The sequence below is a fragment of the Bdellovibrio sp. HCB274 genome (assembly GCF_047306075.1).
GTDB lineage: Bacteria > Bdellovibrionota > Bdellovibrionia > Bdellovibrionales > Bdellovibrionaceae > Bdellovibrio.
Genome location: NZ_CP178623.1, coordinates 96,168 through 111,407 on the forward strand (window position 1 = coordinate 96,168; position 15,240 = coordinate 111,407).

Consider the following 15,240-nt stretch of genomic DNA (forward strand, 5'->3'; position numbering starts at 1 on the left):
TTTATCGGAGTATGATCAAAGTAACTTTATAAATCTGTAAGAGAGAAATTAGATTGTGAGAAAAATCGGAATCGCGAAAAAATGAGTAATCCTCTCCAGGTTTATTTTATTTTGCCCCCAATAGGGAATTGATACGTTGTTTATGAACGAGACAATCTGATTTTTTTGCTATGCGACCCTTGGCTTTTTGTCCTTCTGGACGTTGATGGACATCGTGTAGCCGAGTGCTTTTAGCACTTTGAAAATCGTCTCAAAAGTTGGTGTACGAGAGCTGTCACCTTTTTCAAGGCGTGCAATCATGGGCTGGCTCACTTTAGATTTCTTTGCCAATTCTGCTTGTGAAAAACCTGTTCTTGCCCGCAGATCAGAAACCAAATGTGCAATTTGAAGGTAGAAACGACGTTGTTCGTAAGCGAACTTAAACTCATCATTTTTAAGCTCCTTAATTAGAATATCATCTAAACTAACTGACTTACTTTTCATAGAGAATCTCCCTCAATCTTTTTTTGGCCAATTCAAGTTCTTTGGTCGGTGCCTTTTGCCCTTGTTTTCTATACGAGTGCAGAACATGTAAGTGGTCCGATGCCAATAGAACGTAGAAAAAACGATAACCTCCTGTTGGGGCTCGAATTTTTATTTCCCAAAGCTTTCCTTCCAGCTGTCTGAAATCGCACCCCTTAGCCCCTAGGCCGTGAATCTGAATGTCCTGAAAAACAGATAGAATAACTGCGCGATCTTGAAGTGAAAGTTCATGTAAGAACTTTTCAAAGTAGCTGCGTCCCGAGATGGCGGTAGCAAATGTTATCCGTATCATCTAAATTATACCCAAATGGTTATTATTTGTAAAGTGCCGATAGTCTAACCCTCAATAGCAATGATGTGACCACTCCGGAAGGCGAACCCAATGATTATGAAGCGGAAGTGCTTCTGGTGGGCGGACGTGATCCAAACTGGACCTGCTTTTGATAATAACTAAACAGAAGTGGCATATAGCGAGTTTCTTTATTAGCCGAGATATGTAGCTGCAAGGTGAGATGATTTGAATTTTCCAAATGAGATTAGATGAGCAATTTAAAGGGATGGATAGGTGAAATAAAGACTGTTTTTGCTTTGTGGCTTCAGCTGGACAGCCGCAAGTACAAGCAATTTCATAATTTAATAATTCCGGGTTGGAACGGCACAGCCCAGATCGATCACCTTGTGGTATCTGAGTACGGACTATTTATAGTCGAATCTAAAAACAAGAGTGGTTGGATATTTGGATCAGAGGACGGCGCTAATTGGACTCAATCTTTATTTAAGAACAATTACCCCTTCCAGAATCCATTGCGGCAAACTTACAGGCAGAAAAAGGTATTAGCTCGATTCTTAAACTTAGAGGACTCTGCCATCCACGTAGTCATCTACTTTGTAGGAAATTGTAAGTTTAAAACTTCAATGCCTGTGAATGTTATTCGAGCTGGCTTGGGTCGTTATATTAAACGCTTTCGCGACGTTGTTTTATCGCAAGAGCAGATGTCTCGAATTGTAAATGAACTTGAGCTCCACATGAATCAATCGACTTTACGACAAAGTGATCATGTGCGCTCTTTGAGAAGGCGTCGTAGTTCAAATACTGTCTGTCCAAGTTGCGGAGCTAGTTTGAGGCTGAAGGTAGCTAGAACAGGATCCAGTCGCGGAACAAAGTTTTTGGGATGCGAAGCTTATCCGAAATGTCGATTCACTAAGAGTGCTTAGAACTGCCTAAATCTAGCGCACTACCGGATACTAAAAAACCTGCTCCGGGCAGGTTTCGAATCGAAAATGGAAAATGAAGATTTTTACAGGTGAAAAATGGCGGAGAAGGAGGGATTCGAACCCTCGGTACACTTTTGGTGTACGAGCATTTAGCAAACGCTTGGATTCAGCCACTCTCCCACTTCTCCGCGGACTCGTATCTGAGCTGAGAAGTTAAATTGCCATAGCCCGAACCCCAAATCAAGGATTGGGGGGCTTATAACGGGGTGCTTTTTGCAAATTTCTTTAAGAATGCTTGATTTTTCGATTACGGCGGCTTAAACATACGTCTCTTTCACAGTGCACTCGTAGCTCAGCTGGATAGAGTACATGACTACGAATCATGTGGTCAGAGGTTCGAATCCTCTCGAGTGCACCATTTTTTCCCCAATTTTCTTATAAATTCAATACCTTACAAAACTAAAAGGCATTACTCTGATTTTCGTATCGGAGGACGTATGGATTTTAAATTTTGGCTTAAAGTCGCTTTTATGATCGGTTCATTCGGACTGGTTATCTATGGAATGCAGCAGTTAAGATCCTCGGATTTTGCCCGCGACGCCCAAAAGGACGATAGCGCCCTTTCCCTTCTTTTGGGTGGGGAGACTCGCCCGTTAAATTGGTGTCCTGCCGAAACCAAAAAAGTGGAAATCCTCTCTGAAAAGGGGAAGGTCGTAAAGACTTTGGTATCAGCTGCGGATATCAGCTCGGTCTGCGAGATTATGATTGGTTCTATCTCTGAGGACGTGGCGCAAAAATCCCAATTTTCCCGCCGGTTGGTGGCGACCGATGCTAAGGGAGCTGCGAAAACCATGGAACAAGTCCCAAACACCCCGTTTTTCAAAGTCGACGACATGCCCCTAAGCTCGACCTTGCTCGAAAAAGTCTTAAAGCGCCTGGAACAGCCCTGATTTCTGTTTGACAAGATAGGTCCAAACGAATAATTTGGCCCTTCACCGATGTTCAGGAGTAGCTCAGTCGGTAGAGCAAGCGGCTGTTAACCGCTGGGTCGGGGGTTCGAGTCCCTCCTCCTGAGCCATTTTATCTGAAAACCACCCTTGAGGTGGTTTTTTAGTTTCTGGGGTCATATCCCCGTCTTTTTAGAACAAGTACTGAAGAGTAAATCCCGAAGAAATATAATACTGAATATCGCGGTTCGAGTTGTTGAACATCGCAATCAATCCGTTGTCGAAAATGCGTACGCGATAGCCGATGGCAATTCGGCTGGGCATGAATGTCAGAGTTGAGCCCAGCTCCGCGCCATAACGAAGTGCTGTCTCATCGTAATATCCTTTGGAAGGATACTTATCGGGCGAGCGGATAAAAAAGCGATCCGTGTTCAGTGCATAAACAGCGAACGCGCCAAACTGCACGGGACGCCAGTCATTGCCCTTAAGTGGCGTACTCCAGCGCGAATAGCGATAGCCGATATTAGCCTGATAATAAGTTTCATTGGCGATCTGATAACCGCCTAATGTCACATCTGTGGCGTGTTCTGGCAGCCACTCATAGCTGACCCCGGCTGCAAGGAAGCCCGTGAAGCCCGCACGCTCAATCAGCGCGCGCCAATCACCTGCGTTTGCAGTACAACCCAACAGAGTTGCAAAAATAATTAAGGCTTTACTGAAAGACTGCAATCTTCCTCCAAAGTGTCCATGCGTTTGATGCAGAACTGTCCAGAAGTGGTGTCTAAAGTGGTGATAAGCCAGTGCGCCCCGTGATCCCCTTCGGATCTTCCGCATTGAAGCATGATCGTGCCGTTGTCCGTGGTCAGCTGATAGACGTGATTGTGACCGTTAAAGACAATCTTCACTTTGCTGTTAGTGATGACGTAGTCCATGTTTGCAGCATCCTGGCCATGGAATCTTTCTTCGTCACGCAAAGGCGTGTGAGTAAAGATCATGATGTTTGCAGGTCCGCTGTCGACAGTGTCACGCAACCACTGCGAGCTGAAGTTTTCCGGGCTTTCCAGGTTGTTGGAATTAAAAAAGATAAAGCGCCAAGCACCGCGATCCACAAAAGAATTTAATTCCCCGAAAGCTTTTTTGAATAACTCTGGACCCGCACCGATCGTGTCGTGATTGCCGATAGTCATCAGTCTGATGCCTTCAAGACGGGACAAGGACTCGATGAACTGATCGTATTCCAGATTATACGAGGAATTTGTATAGTCACCAAGACCCGCGATAAATGTATAAGGACCGTTTTGATTCATCCCGAAAGTAACTTTATCAAGGGCTTTATAGTTTTGGTGGGGGTCTGCGAAAATCGCCAGACGAATGCTGTCACCGGGATTGATATCCCCGATCATCGCTCCATTTTGTGTGTTCAGGCCTCTTTCCGGGCGCAGCAGGCTGTCAGAAAAGGGCGAGTCCACGAACGGGGCACACGAACTAAGAATGGCAAAAAATCCGAAATACAAAATACTTTTCATCATAGGCGGAACTCCAGCGCCAGGCGGCCGTAAAAGTCACTCTTGATCGAAGTGACCTGGGAATTCGGTTCATAGATTCTTTCAGATTCATACAGCTTGCGGTCTGCAGATCCGCCCAGTGCAAAAATCACGCGTGTGGCTTCGCTTAAGTCGCGGGAAAGATAAACCTCGCCCATAATTTCCTGATAAAACAGACGATCCGCATCTTCTAAGCGCTCATGAAAAAGGTAAGAGCGTACCGTCAGCGCCGTTAGCGCTCCCACGGCGGTTCCGGTGTTGATTTTTTTGTCAGCAGCAATGCGTGCACCGAATGGCGTAACCGAAGCATTCCCTGTCCAGTCTTCTGCAAATTTCCACATCATTCTGAAATAGGGAAAGCCGAAGGAAATCTGCATTTCATCTTTCAGATGGTAAGTTATGCCAAGGTACGGGAAGGGATCGCCATTTTTAAAACCGCGATTTTGTGATTGATCAATTCCGAAAATCCAATTGTGGTTTTCAATCAGGCGACTGCGGTAAATGACAGCTGCATAAGTATACTTGTCTTTTCCCGAACCCCAAGGGTCGTCGCTGGCTGTCGCATACGCAAAGAAGCCACTGACAGTGCTGCCGCTGTCAAATGTCTTGCGCGCACCAATACCCACGAACTCCTGTCTAAGGGAATTGCCAATGAAAATGTCTTTCGTTCCAAGTTCAAAATCTGTGCGTCCCAAGTTCAGCGACTCTGTGTAAGCCGCAGCAGATACGGCCCAGGTGTCGCCTGTATATAGTGGAACCCGTGCTTCACCACTGGTGATGCGGATTGGGGAGTCTTTGTAACTATAAGGTGAAGTCCATAAGTCAGATCTGAAATCAAAAAGCATCAGCAGGTTTTGCTGATGAACTTCTGGAATGGTGCCCAGAGGCCTTGCCACAGCAGAAAGTTCGTAAAAGAAAATCACACTAAGAAAAACGAAAATAAATTTTTGCACGAGTTATTATTAATAGCCTTCGGTCGTTCGTCATCTAAAAGCGCAGGTAAATGTTTTATAAAACATGTTGTACCCCAAATTTCTTTTAGATAGCATTCCTCAGTACATGAACTGCATATCTGCTCTACGTAAAATTCTAATTGTCTTTGCTGTTCTGGTTTTCGCGGCGTGTGCGGAAAACCACAAAGAAACTGGCGTTGAGGTTCCTGCTCCGCCAATTGAAAATCCTGAAATTATCGAGTTCGCCCATGGAGCAATCAAAGGCCGGCAGTGGAAATACCTGCAGGGACGCGCGAATATTTTTAAGCGTAATAACAAAACTTTTTTGGAAGTGCGCTTGTGGAATGAACGCTATAAAGATCCTTGTGGAGTTGCAGTGGGTTCCAAATATCAGGTTCGCATGTATGTTCCTTTTGACAGAGGCAGCTGGCGAATTGATCCGTTGGATCCGTTTTCCCTGGTTCCGACAATTATTTTTTCTGACTACTCGGCCAACAGTGGTGGAAAAGTGAATTTGATTGCTGATGAGGGCGCTGTATCTATAAACACCCTGGAAAAGGGCGGTGTCATGGGCGTTATTCAGGGGCGATTCACTTCCGAGGATGTTGAACGCACCCAAGCTTATGGGCGCTTTAGCGTACCGCTCTGTGCAGCCTTATTCGGCTCAGATTGACACAAAAAGTCCCTGAATTCCCTTCAGATCTCATTTATTGCATTTAGGACATAAAACTATCCGGCACAAACATTGAATTCCATGAACCCGAATCACGTATGTTGGTAACTTGGAGGATCGATGAGCCTGTATAAACACCTATCAGGGGTGGTCGTTATTTGTATGACTGCGATTGCGTTTACAGCGCACGCGGCCCCCGCTTTTAGAGCTGCCGGCTCACCTATTCGTCCCGCAAACTCTGCGGTGACCCAAGCTCCAAAGTTTAAAAGCTATCGTGAGTGGAAGAATGAAAAAGTCAGTTTTGCACAAACGAAAGTCACCTTTCTAGCTGGTCAGATCCAATCCCAAAAAATCAGTCGTCGTGCCGCGGGTACTGATCCTAATTTAGCCCGTGGAAAATCCATGGAAGCCGTGGCTTCGCAAAATATCTCTATCGAGGCTTTGGAAAGACAACTCAGCCAGGAACAATATGACCTTGAAGTTGCGAAAGACCTGTCTGTTACTGACTATTTCGCAGGTTATTTGACCAAGGTTCCCGATAAAAAAGCGGCTTTCAAAGACGTCGCTGGCAAGCTTTCTCCGGAAGAGATCGCTGAGCTTATGAATGCTTATGCAAACTCGGTATTTGGCGCACACGCGTCAGACCTTCCGGCAAGTGCTACAAACACAACCAAGGAAGCTAGTCGCTAAACGCGGATTTGAAGCCTACCGATTTCCTACAAATTAACTTTACCGAGTGCGTTAACCTCTTTGGTACACTTGGTTTCGTCCAAACCAACTTTATCTAAAAAAAATAGAATCCCGCGCCTTGACTCTGTATCAGGGCAATTCATATTACCTCCATCAATATATTTAAAACATAGTTTTAAGACTTAAAACCGGAGGCATTACAATGGCTAAGAACGAAATCGGCGTTCGCCCACTTCACGACAGAATTCTTGTTCGCAGAATGGCGGAAGAAGAAAAAACCGCTGGCGGTCTTTTCATCCCAGATACAGCAAAAGAAAAACCACAAAAAGGTGAAATCATCGCGACTGGTAAAGGTCGTGTAACTGAAGACGGCAAAATCCTGCCTCTTGAAGTTAAAGTTGGCGACAAAGTTCTTTTCAGCAAATACGCAGGAACTGAGTTGAAACTTGAAGGCGCAGAATACCTGATGATGCGCGAAGAAGACATCTTGGGCGTTTTTGCTTAAGCGTCTTTGAAGTTTGTTTAATATATTTACTCCGACGAAGTCGGAGTGCATCTGATAACGGAGAAAATCATGTCTAAAGTATTAGTATTCTCAGAAGACGCTCGCGCACACATCTTGAAAGGTGTGAACACTCTTGCGAACGCAGTAAAAGTAACTCTAGGACCTAAAGGTCGTAACGTTGTTATCGATAAATCTTTCGGTTCACCAATGATCACTAAAGACGGTGTAACTGTTGCTAAAGAAATCGAATTGGAAAACAAATTCGAAAACATGGGCGCGCAAATGGTTAAGGAAGTTGCTTCCAAAACTAATGACGAAGCCGGTGACGGTACAACTACTGCAACTGTTTTGGCTCAAGCGATCTACCGCGAAGGCGCAAAATTGGTTTCTGCAGGTCACAACCCAATGTCTATCAAACGTGGTATCGACAAAGCGGTAGCGATCATCATCGACGAACTTAAAGTAATGGCGAAACCGGTTAAAGGTTCAAACGAAGTTGCTCAAGTTGGTTCTATCTCTGCAAACAATGACAAAGAAATCGGTCAAATGTTGTCAGACGCTATGGACAAAGTTGGTAAAGAAGGCGTTATCACTATCGAAGAATCCAAAACTGCTAAAACTGAAGTTACAGTAGTTGAAGGTATGCAATTCGACCGTGGTTACCTGTCTCCATACTTCGTAACTAACGCTGAAAGAATGGAAGCAGTTCTTGAGAACGCTTACGTTCTTGTATACGACAAAAAAATCTCTTCTATGAAAGATATGATCTCCATCCTTGAGGGCGTTGCTAAGCAAGGTCGCCAATTGTTGATCATCGCTGAAGACGTTGACGGTGAAGCATTGGCAACTTTGGTTGTTAATAAACTTCGCGGCACTCTTCACATCTGTGCTGTTAAAGCTCCTGGCTTCGGTGACCGTCGTAAAGCTATGCTTGAAGACATCGCGATCCTGACTGGCGCGAAAGTTATCTCTGAAGACATCGGTCGTAAACTTGAGCAGGCGACTATCGCTGATCTTGGTGTTGCGAAACGTATCGTTGTTGATAAAGACAACACGACTATCATTGATGGTGCTGGTAAAAAAGCAGACATCACTGGTCGCGTAAGCGCTATCAAAGGTCAAATCGAAGAAACTTCTTCTGACTATGACAAAGAAAAATTGAAAGAGCGTTTGGCTAAATTGGCTGGCGGCGTAGCTGTTATCCACGTTGGTGCTCCTTCTGAAGTTGAGATGAAAGAGAAAAAACACCGCGTAGAAGACGCTTTGAACGCGACTCGCGCTGCTGTTGAAGAAGGTATCGTTGCTGGTGGTGGTACTGCTTTGCTTCGCGCTTCTGCAAAAGTTGATAAAACTAAATTCTCTGAAGAAGAGGCATTCGGCGCGATGATCATCAAACGTGCTTGCGAAGAGCCAATTCGTCAAATCTCTGCGAATGCAGGTCTTGATGGCGCGATCGTTTTGGATCGTATCATGCAAAACAAATCTGCTTCTTGGGGTTTCAACGCATACTCTGACGAATACACTGACTTGATCAAAGACGGTGTTATCGATCCAGTTAAAGTTGTTCGTTGCGCTCTAACTAACGCAGCTTCTGTTTCTTCTTTGATGCTTACTACTGAGACTATGATCGCAGAAGCACCTAAGAAAGATGCTCCAATGCCAGCTGGTGGCGGCCACGATATGGGCGGCATGGGCGGTATGGGTGGTATGATGTAATTCAGCCCAAGGCTGAATTACATCCGCCGAAGTTTCAGCGAAGGCGGATCCTCCTTCGCTAAAGCTACGGCGGACTTATCCTTGTTCCAAAAAACAAAAAAGCCTGAGTTACAAAACTCAGGCTTTTTTTATGCGCAAAGCTAAGGATTAGGACCTGGCACCTAGAATAGGTATTCGATGCCGCCTAAAAATGTTGTCATCTTGTGACTGACAGTACTGCGATCCGCAGATGCCTTGTAATCAGAACTGAAATTTTCAAAAAGCAATTCACCCTTGATCGCAAACTTTTGCTTTAAACGATAAGTACCGAAGAAGCTAAAGCTATTGATCGTGCTGCTGGTGCCGGAGCCGGAGTTTGGTGATTCACTCATCGTCGGATTCATGAACAGATCAAACTTACCACCCAACTCCATTGGGATTTCGGGACCCAGTGGGAATGAGCCACCCAGGCTGATCAACAATCCGCCATACTTGTTAGAAGTGAATGCGACGGGAGTGCTGTCATCAATTTTGAAATTCGTATCCTGGTAACCGGCGCTTAACTGAATCTTTGGTCCGAAGAAGTCATTGCTTAACAGGAAGTTGTAACCACCCGTCACCGAATACTGTGACATCGATTCATTCAGGGAGCCCGGAGAAGAGCCGGAAAGACTGTTATCAATCGAAAACACAGCCTGACGAAGGGAGGCGCCAATGAACCATTCTGGATTCAGCCAAAGCTCGCCACGGATTAGAAGATTCGGCGCAAGGTTGGCGTTGCCGGAAATGGACTGGGCCGATGGTGTTGTAAGCTTTACGTTTTGAGAATAGGACGAGAATCCTGCCAATACTTCAACTTTTCCGTACTGTGGCGGCGGTTCTGGAGCCCATTCTTTCGGGTCATCACCAAAAGCCACGTCCTTATCAGGACGGGTTGTGATGTCTGTCAGGATTTTCCCGGACGGAGTAGTCACTGGTGTCGAGTATTTTACGAATTCATCCGGCATGACTTTGGAGCCAACTGCGATTACGCCTGCATCTTTTTCAAGCTCGATGTAACCAAAGCTTAGATAAGGCTCGACTTTGAAAAGCTTCACGCGGCCCAGGACTTCTTTTTCAGTGCTGACCATGAAGTTCAATTTTGGATGACGGTTGATTTTAATGATCTGAACTACAGATACGCGGCTATCGGTTTTTAATCCATAGTTGCTGCCCAGGTTCAAGGTTACTTGTTGTCCGCGACGACTTAGGATTTCTGCGCGAAAGGGCATGCGGTTTTTGATGTTATTCAAAAGAATCGAAGCCTGCGTTTTAATATCCGCAGTGTCGAAACCCTTATAGTCCACCAAAGTTTCCTGCAACAATGGGTAACCCTCGCGACCCACGAACAAAGTCATCGTGATGGAAATCCCGCGAGGTCCGCGAATAATTTTTGTCGTCAAAGCGGCGTTGGATTTTGCAGCCTGCAAAAGTTTTTGCACTTGTGCTGGCGACTCATCAAGCAGTTCGGATTTGATTTCCAGATTCTTTGGGAAGTTCACCAAAGACCACTGCTTGTCTTCGTTCAACTGTTGACGAAGCTGTTCTTCGACGGGGCGGGAATAAATTCCCCCGATGTTGTCTGTTGTTGGCACCAGCACGATCGACTTAATCGCGAGATCTTGGTCGACTGGACTGACATAGGCATTCTGGGCAAAGGTCTGAACAGTTATTGCGAATACAACGAAGCTGATTAGAAACTTTATTTTCATAATTTTAATTCTGCACGTCGAATGAAAAGTCGTCAATTTTGGGTCAAGTAATTCGGACCGTTGCCGAAATAATTTTTATGAAAATGCATTCTCTTTTTACTTTGATGATGTCGGTCTCTTTCGTTGGCTCAACATCCTATGCACAGTCTAGTCTGGAGGGTTTTTCAACTGGACGCTACGAGGTTCGAAAAAGTTCGACCCCGACCAAGCTTAACCGTAATCCCGCACAAGCGGTCCCGGAAGTTTCAGTGACGTTGAAGGAAGATAAGACGGCAGTCGCTGTCGAGACAGTTTCACCGGCACCAACTGCAGCTGCCACACCAGCTCCGGCAGTGGCGCCTTCCCCCGTGGTTGCAGCTCCGGCAGCTATGCCTGCACCAACGGCTGTAAAGGTCACGCCGGTATCTACGGCAACGCCAGCACCCTCTCCGGAGCCTGCTGTTGCGACGTCAGAACCCAGTATCGCGGCTCAGGCTGAAGCACTATTCACGAATAAGGCTGACAAGATTTATGATTATTATGCGGAAGCAGTTCATCCGGATGATATTCGCAATAATAGATTGGAAGTCGAAATTTCCCCAATGGCCGTCTATAACGACTCCCAGTCGAACTACTCTTTCCGTGACTATCAAAGTTTCTACAATGCGCTTCGTTTTAAAGCGAATGTATGGCTGACTCCTTTGATTGGTGTCAGTGGAAAGTTTGTTTTCTCTTTGGGTTCAGATATTGATGCGATGGATGCTGATGGATCCCGCGTTGCAGTTAAGTATGAGCAATTTGATTTGGGTTTAAACTTCCGTAAATATTTCGGGACTTCACGCAAAGCAAATTCCCTGGAGTTCGCGTTTCTTTACACTGACAGCAAAATGAAACCGCCAACGGATGCTGCAAACCGCGTGGGTATCAGCACATCCGGTCTTGGTTTAGGTATGAAAGTGCGTGTTCCTTCTTCGGTTGAGTACGCTTGGGTGTACGGCGGAAGTTTCTTCCCGCGCTTACAGCATACGGAACAGGCTAATGACTCTGACATCAAATCGGGCTCTGTCGGTGACAATTCCCGTTTAGCATTAGAGTTGGGTGGCGAGTGGCGCTTGTCACGTTCAAGCCAAATCCTTTGGGGCTTGGAAGCTTCCGTGGAAAAGAATATGTTCGACGGCCTGGCTTCCCAGCCAGACCCAAGTACAGGAACAACTCCCAAGAACGTCAGTGTGACAAACTCAGCCTACATGTTTTCCCTAGGCTATCGTTGGGGCAACTAAAATCCACTCATCAAAAGGCAGCATGGCTTCTATACTGAAGCCATGAAGATACGTTTCACAATCATCGATGATGCCGCATTCCTGCGTGAGCTGATTAAAAATATCATGAGCACTGCCGGGCACCTTTGTGTCGGCGAAGCCGAAAACGGAAATGATGGAATTCGCCTGGTGGATTCTGTACTGCCCGATTTGGTTTTTCTGGATATGGTGATGCCATTAAGAAATGGCCTGGAAACCGCGCGCGCTATCAAGGAAGCTCATCCGGATATTCAAATTATCGGATGCTCCACAATCGACAATGATGCAATGATCGAAAAAGCCCACGAGGCGGGTTTCGACGCTTACGTCACAAAGCCATTCACTAAAGAAACTTTATTACAGGTTGTTTCAAAATTGTTACCGCAGCTGGGGGAGTCAACTCATGGAAGAGGTTAAGTTCGTTTTAAAAACATTGGTATTTACGATGTTGTTGATTGTGTTGTCTCAGGTAAAAGTGGGCGGCGCTTCGATTGAGGCTTATGCGTTTCGTTGGTTGCAAAGATCAACGGTATCTCAGTATGTGCAGAGTGCGGCTGCGGGGGGCGCTATGGCCCTTAAGAATCTTACAGTGCATGTTAAAGATGGCGTGGTAAGTACTGTGGATGGCTTTCAGGAAGGCTCTCACGAGAAGGCTGTTCGCTAAATTACTGAACTGCTTTTTGAGTGTAAGCTACTTTTACAACAGACTTAGCTGCAGCGATATTTGAAGTTGTTGCAGCAGTTTTTTTGAAAAGGGAGCTTTTGCTGCGCGCACCGCAAGTAGCTGCAAAAGAAGTGGAAGACATTGCGAAAACTACGATTGCGATAAGAGCTGCGAATTTCATAAGATCCCCTTTGTGAGTCAGTTGCCAGTCAGTTATTAGTGTCTATTGCATCCGACATGCCAAAGAAGGTGTTTCAGACCGGGAATACGGTCACCAGATTTCAATTACTTAGAAAAATCAAATCTCAAAATGAGACAATGCCACAATGCTACGCCACTTTGCGCGCACTGCTGGCAAAGGTGTGAGCAGCATATCCCGGACATGAAAGTGAGCACCGGGGGGAGCACTCACCTGCATGTCGGGTTTTAAGTTTATTAGCCGCGGTCGTTAATACCTTTAACTGCTTTAGTTTTCGTCGCAGGTACTACTGTTTTAGAAGCAGCTACGCGCTTAACAGCCGTATTATCAAACATCTTTACTGGAGCCTGACCATTGCATGCTGTGTCTGCAAATGAAACGGAAGCTGTTGCTGCAATAGCAATTGCGATCACTAGTTTTAGAGCTTTCATAGGTAATCTCCTTTGAAGTGAAATATAACTTCAATCAGGAGTATTGCAGTGGTTATGCCAGAATGGATGTGCGGGCGGCCTAAAAAGATCACGTGTTTTCAAGGGGTTAACGGGGCGCCTGGAACAATAAAAAAGGCCCTCTTTGCAGAGAGCCTTTTTTTGCTCTTTCCTTGTTCAGGAAGTTAACACTTAGCTTATTGAGCTCCGCCTCGAGTTGCAGCGTCACCAGAGTTTGAACCCGATGAAGAGGAACCAGAGCGTGGCTGAGCTGCTGTCGCGTCTTTCATGCGCAATTGCTTTTGATACATTTGGCACTTTGTACAACCAGGGGCGCTGACGTTTGCATCAGTGGATTTGCCGGTTTCCATATTGTCAGCCGGATCCGTTCCTGGGTTCGTAGTGGTTTGAGCGTGAGCCACCATAGGAGTTGCTGACATTACTATTCCGACCAGGGCGAAAATCATTAACATTAAGATCTTCTTCATACCGAAATCTCCTTAGAGATATAGCTCTGCAGTTGCAGGCGCGATAATGTCGAGCAAGTTATTAAATGTGCTGGCTACTTGCATTGCCACTGAAGGACCTTCTTTGCTGTCTACCTTATTGATTTCACCATTTGGTTTGTAAGATACCTGAATAGTACCCAAACCCGGGCGAGTCACGATAGACGGCTTGCCGTAACGATCTTCGTATTCGATCTTAACCACTTTTTTGGCTTGATCGGTGATTGTAGCGATACGACCGCGATTATCATAGGTCATAGAAATCTTCTGACCATCTGAATTCTGTGCATAGTTCAGATTGCCTTTGCCATCGTACTTAAACTGAGTGGCCTTAGCGGTAACCTTCTGTCCTTTTTGATTAAAGAACGTCGTGGATACCTGAGTGACCTTTTTGATTTTTGGATCATACTCAAATGCCATACGTGTTGCTGGAGTTGCTTTTACCTTAACCAAACCATCCGGATAGTATTCGTAAGAAATACGCTCGGAGTTTCTGCGGATACCTGTCGGTTTTCCGAAAACCTCGTGATAGCTGATATCAGTTACGTTGCCATTGATAGTCGTCATTACACGTTGCAGGTAGTGCTGACCGTCTGGACGCTGTCTGTGCCAGAATTCGTATTTATCGTCAGCAACAACGTCTTTGCCGCAGACCTTTTTAACGGAAGACCAATAGTGGTTCTCCGGATCGTTTTGCGAGAACTCGTATTTATAAGTCTCTAAACACTTGTCACGATTCGAGAAGGAAGTAACCCAGTCATTCTTTTTATCGTACTTAACAGCGATAAAAGTTTTATCCGGCCATGTTGCCTTCGTCAGATTGTGAAGATCATCGTACTCGTAGGAGTAAGTTTTATTCCACGCATTTTTAACTGAAGCCAGGTCATCAAGATTTGCAAACTTATAGTCCACGTTAAGACCGTTTGGTCCTGTGATGGATTTTACTTTTTTGTTTTGATAGTACTTAAATGCCAGGCGACGACCGTTGTTATCTTCGATTTTTGTCAGCTGGTTTTTTTCGTATTCAAACTTTAAGAAGTTACCATTCTTGTCGTAGATATGCGTCAGGCCGCCGGTAAGGTTAAAGCGTTGAGCTGAACCATCCGGAAGATTACGTGTATAGAAAGTTTTGTTGAACGTGAAGTTTTCAACCTCGCGACCGTTCGCAAAGAATTTCGTGCCTTCTTTGACTGGAACGATAACGCCGTACTTTCGGGCAAGCTCAGTACGAGTGCTGTCGTCTTCAACAAGTTGAGTTCTTAATGAAGCCAGATAAGAGTCAGTCACGCCGACTTTCTTTTCTGCTTTCATCTTGTTGACGATTTGAGTGATCGTGTTATCGATATCGGCTCTGGAAACTTCGCGTGGGGAGAAGGTAACTTCCATACCGCCACCGCATTCTTTCACCTTGATATTTCCTTCGGCATTAACTTCCATGCTGGTTTCGAAATCCGAACACCAACCAAAGCCAAACATTCCGTTGAATAGTGAGCGGCTGTTATAGGTTCTAACAATTTTAAGATCGTAACCAGTGCCTGGTACGTCCATGTCTATCCACGTATTGGAATAGTTGGCATTCTTCATATCGACAAGAGCATACGCCTGTGCCGAGAAAAGAACGGCCACTGCAATAAGTGCCTTCTTCATTATTTCTACCTCTTCCCTGAAACT

Annotated in this window: 19 protein-coding genes and 3 tRNA genes; 11 read left to right on the plus strand and 11 right to left on the minus strand. The window is 45.4% G+C overall.

What is annotated here, in order from left to right; all coding sequences use genetic code 11:
- Nucleotides 1–168: 168 nt before the first annotated feature.
- Together ACLWNV_RS00455 and ACLWNV_RS00460 are read right to left on the minus strand one after the other, a co-directional pair.
- Nucleotides 169–483, minus strand: coding sequence for a helix-turn-helix domain-containing protein (locus ACLWNV_RS00455; protein WP_413585933.1), 315 nt, complete (start codon nt 481–483; stop codon nt 169–171).
- Nucleotides 473–814, minus strand: coding sequence for a type II toxin-antitoxin system RelE/ParE family toxin (locus ACLWNV_RS00460; protein ID WP_413585934.1), 342 nt, complete (start codon nt 812–814; stop codon nt 473–475). The genes ACLWNV_RS00455 and ACLWNV_RS00460 overlap by 11 nt, the downstream gene beginning before the upstream one ends.
- Before the next feature lie 248 nt (nt 815–1,062).
- On the opposite strand from ACLWNV_RS00460, the gene ACLWNV_RS00465 reads away from it, so the two are divergent.
- Nucleotides 1,063–1,737, plus strand: coding sequence for an NERD domain-containing protein (locus ACLWNV_RS00465; protein WP_413585935.1), 675 nt, complete (start codon nt 1,063–1,065; stop codon nt 1,735–1,737).
- A 97-nt stretch (nt 1,738–1,834) separates the two neighbouring features.
- On the opposite strand, the gene ACLWNV_RS00470 is transcribed toward ACLWNV_RS00465, so the two are convergent.
- Nucleotides 1,835–1,925 (minus strand) — tRNA-Ser (locus tag ACLWNV_RS00470).
- Nucleotides 1,926–2,078: 153 nt separating this feature from the next.
- Between ACLWNV_RS00470 and ACLWNV_RS00475 the strand changes: the two genes are divergently transcribed.
- The 3 genes from ACLWNV_RS00475 to ACLWNV_RS00485 all read left to right on the plus strand — a co-directional run bounded on the left by ACLWNV_RS00475 (nt 2,079) and on the right by ACLWNV_RS00485 (nt 2,815).
- Nucleotides 2,079–2,155, plus strand: a tRNA-Arg gene (locus ACLWNV_RS00475).
- Nucleotides 2,156–2,234: 79 nt separating this feature from the next.
- Nucleotides 2,235–2,687, plus strand: a complete 453-nt coding sequence (locus ACLWNV_RS00480; RefSeq protein ID WP_413585936.1) for a hypothetical protein — start codon at nt 2,235–2,237, stop codon at nt 2,685–2,687.
- A gap of 52 nt (nt 2,688–2,739) precedes the next feature.
- Nucleotides 2,740–2,815, plus strand: a tRNA-Asn gene (locus ACLWNV_RS00485).
- A gap of 61 nt (nt 2,816–2,876) precedes the next feature.
- Here the strand turns inward: ACLWNV_RS00485 and ACLWNV_RS00490 are convergent.
- Genes ACLWNV_RS00490 through ACLWNV_RS00500 form a run of 3 tightly spaced genes read right to left on the minus strand, consistent with a single transcriptional unit; the run spans nt 2,877 to nt 5,181 of the window.
- Complete coding sequence (locus tag ACLWNV_RS00490) at nt 2,877–3,413, minus strand: hypothetical protein (protein WP_413585937.1); 537 nt, start codon at nt 3,411–3,413, stop codon at nt 2,877–2,879.
- Nucleotides 3,389–4,213, minus strand: coding sequence for a metallophosphoesterase family protein (locus ACLWNV_RS00495; RefSeq protein WP_413585938.1), 825 nt, complete (start codon nt 4,211–4,213; stop codon nt 3,389–3,391). Before ACLWNV_RS00495 ends, ACLWNV_RS00490 begins: the two co-directional genes overlap by 25 nt.
- Nucleotides 4,210–5,181, minus strand: coding sequence for a hypothetical protein (locus ACLWNV_RS00500; RefSeq protein ID WP_413585939.1), 972 nt, complete (start codon nt 5,179–5,181; stop codon nt 4,210–4,212). The genes ACLWNV_RS00495 and ACLWNV_RS00500 overlap by 4 nt, the downstream gene beginning before the upstream one ends.
- A 106-nt stretch (nt 5,182–5,287) precedes the next feature.
- Between ACLWNV_RS00500 and ACLWNV_RS00505 the strand changes: the two genes are divergently transcribed.
- The 4 genes from ACLWNV_RS00505 to groL all read left to right on the plus strand — a co-directional run bounded on the left by ACLWNV_RS00505 (nt 5,288) and on the right by groL (nt 8,765).
- Nucleotides 5,288–5,854, plus strand: coding sequence for a hypothetical protein (locus tag ACLWNV_RS00505; RefSeq protein ID WP_413585940.1), 567 nt, complete (start codon nt 5,288–5,290; stop codon nt 5,852–5,854).
- 120 nt (nt 5,855–5,974) lie between these two features.
- On the plus strand, nt 5,975–6,544 hold the full coding sequence (locus ACLWNV_RS00510; RefSeq protein WP_413585942.1) for a hypothetical protein: 570 nt from the start codon (nt 5,975–5,977) through the stop codon (nt 6,542–6,544).
- Between the two features lie 217 nt (nt 6,545–6,761).
- Complete coding sequence (groES, locus tag ACLWNV_RS00515; RefSeq protein ID WP_413587655.1) at nt 6,762–7,049, plus strand: co-chaperone GroES; 288 nt, start codon at nt 6,762–6,764, stop codon at nt 7,047–7,049.
- A gap of 69 nt (nt 7,050–7,118) precedes the next feature.
- Nucleotides 7,119–8,765, plus strand: a complete 1,647-nt coding sequence (groL, locus tag ACLWNV_RS00520; protein ID WP_413585943.1) for a chaperonin GroEL — start codon at nt 7,119–7,121, stop codon at nt 8,763–8,765.
- A 161-nt stretch (nt 8,766–8,926) separates the two neighbouring features.
- Here groL and ACLWNV_RS00525 read toward each other — a convergent pair whose 3' ends face one another.
- Nucleotides 8,927–10,495 (minus strand): hypothetical protein, encoded by a 1,569-nt coding sequence (locus tag ACLWNV_RS00525; protein WP_413585944.1) that lies wholly within the window; start codon nt 10,493–10,495, stop codon nt 8,927–8,929.
- A gap of 77 nt (nt 10,496–10,572) precedes the next feature.
- Here ACLWNV_RS00525 and ACLWNV_RS00530 point away from each other — a divergent pair, with 77 nt between their 5' ends.
- Genes ACLWNV_RS00530 through ACLWNV_RS00540 form a run of 3 tightly spaced genes read left to right on the plus strand, consistent with a single transcriptional unit; the run spans nt 10,573 to nt 12,436 of the window.
- On the plus strand, nt 10,573–11,754 hold the full coding sequence (locus ACLWNV_RS00530) for a hypothetical protein (protein WP_413585945.1): 1,182 nt from the start codon (nt 10,573–10,575) through the stop codon (nt 11,752–11,754).
- Nucleotides 11,755–11,796: 42 nt separating this feature from the next.
- A complete protein-coding gene (locus ACLWNV_RS00535) occupies nt 11,797–12,189 on the plus strand; it encodes a response regulator (protein WP_413585946.1) in 393 nt (130 codons plus the stop codon).
- Nucleotides 12,176–12,436, plus strand: coding sequence for a hypothetical protein (locus tag ACLWNV_RS00540; protein ID WP_413585947.1), 261 nt, complete (start codon nt 12,176–12,178; stop codon nt 12,434–12,436). Before ACLWNV_RS00535 ends, ACLWNV_RS00540 begins: the two co-directional genes overlap by 14 nt.
- A 1-nt stretch (nt 12,437) precedes the next feature.
- On the opposite strand, the gene ACLWNV_RS00545 is transcribed toward ACLWNV_RS00540, so the two are convergent.
- From ACLWNV_RS00545 to ACLWNV_RS00560, 4 genes are all read right to left on the minus strand, one after another.
- On the minus strand, nt 12,438–12,617 hold the full coding sequence (locus ACLWNV_RS00545; protein ID WP_413585948.1) for a hypothetical protein: 180 nt from the start codon (nt 12,615–12,617) through the stop codon (nt 12,438–12,440).
- A gap of 254 nt (nt 12,618–12,871) precedes the next feature.
- The gene (locus tag ACLWNV_RS00550; RefSeq protein WP_413585949.1) at nt 12,872–13,066 is read right to left on the minus strand and encodes a hypothetical protein; all 195 of its coding nucleotides are present in this window, start codon (nt 13,064–13,066) and stop codon (nt 12,872–12,874) included.
- 194 nt (nt 13,067–13,260) lie between these two features.
- The gene (locus tag ACLWNV_RS00555; RefSeq protein WP_413585950.1) at nt 13,261–13,551 is read right to left on the minus strand and encodes a hypothetical protein; all 291 of its coding nucleotides are present in this window, start codon (nt 13,549–13,551) and stop codon (nt 13,261–13,263) included.
- Between the two features lie 12 nt (nt 13,552–13,563).
- Nucleotides 13,564–15,216, minus strand: coding sequence for a DUF6531 domain-containing protein (locus ACLWNV_RS00560; protein ID WP_413585951.1), 1,653 nt, complete (start codon nt 15,214–15,216; stop codon nt 13,564–13,566).
- Nucleotides 15,217–15,240: the final 24 nt, after the last annotated feature.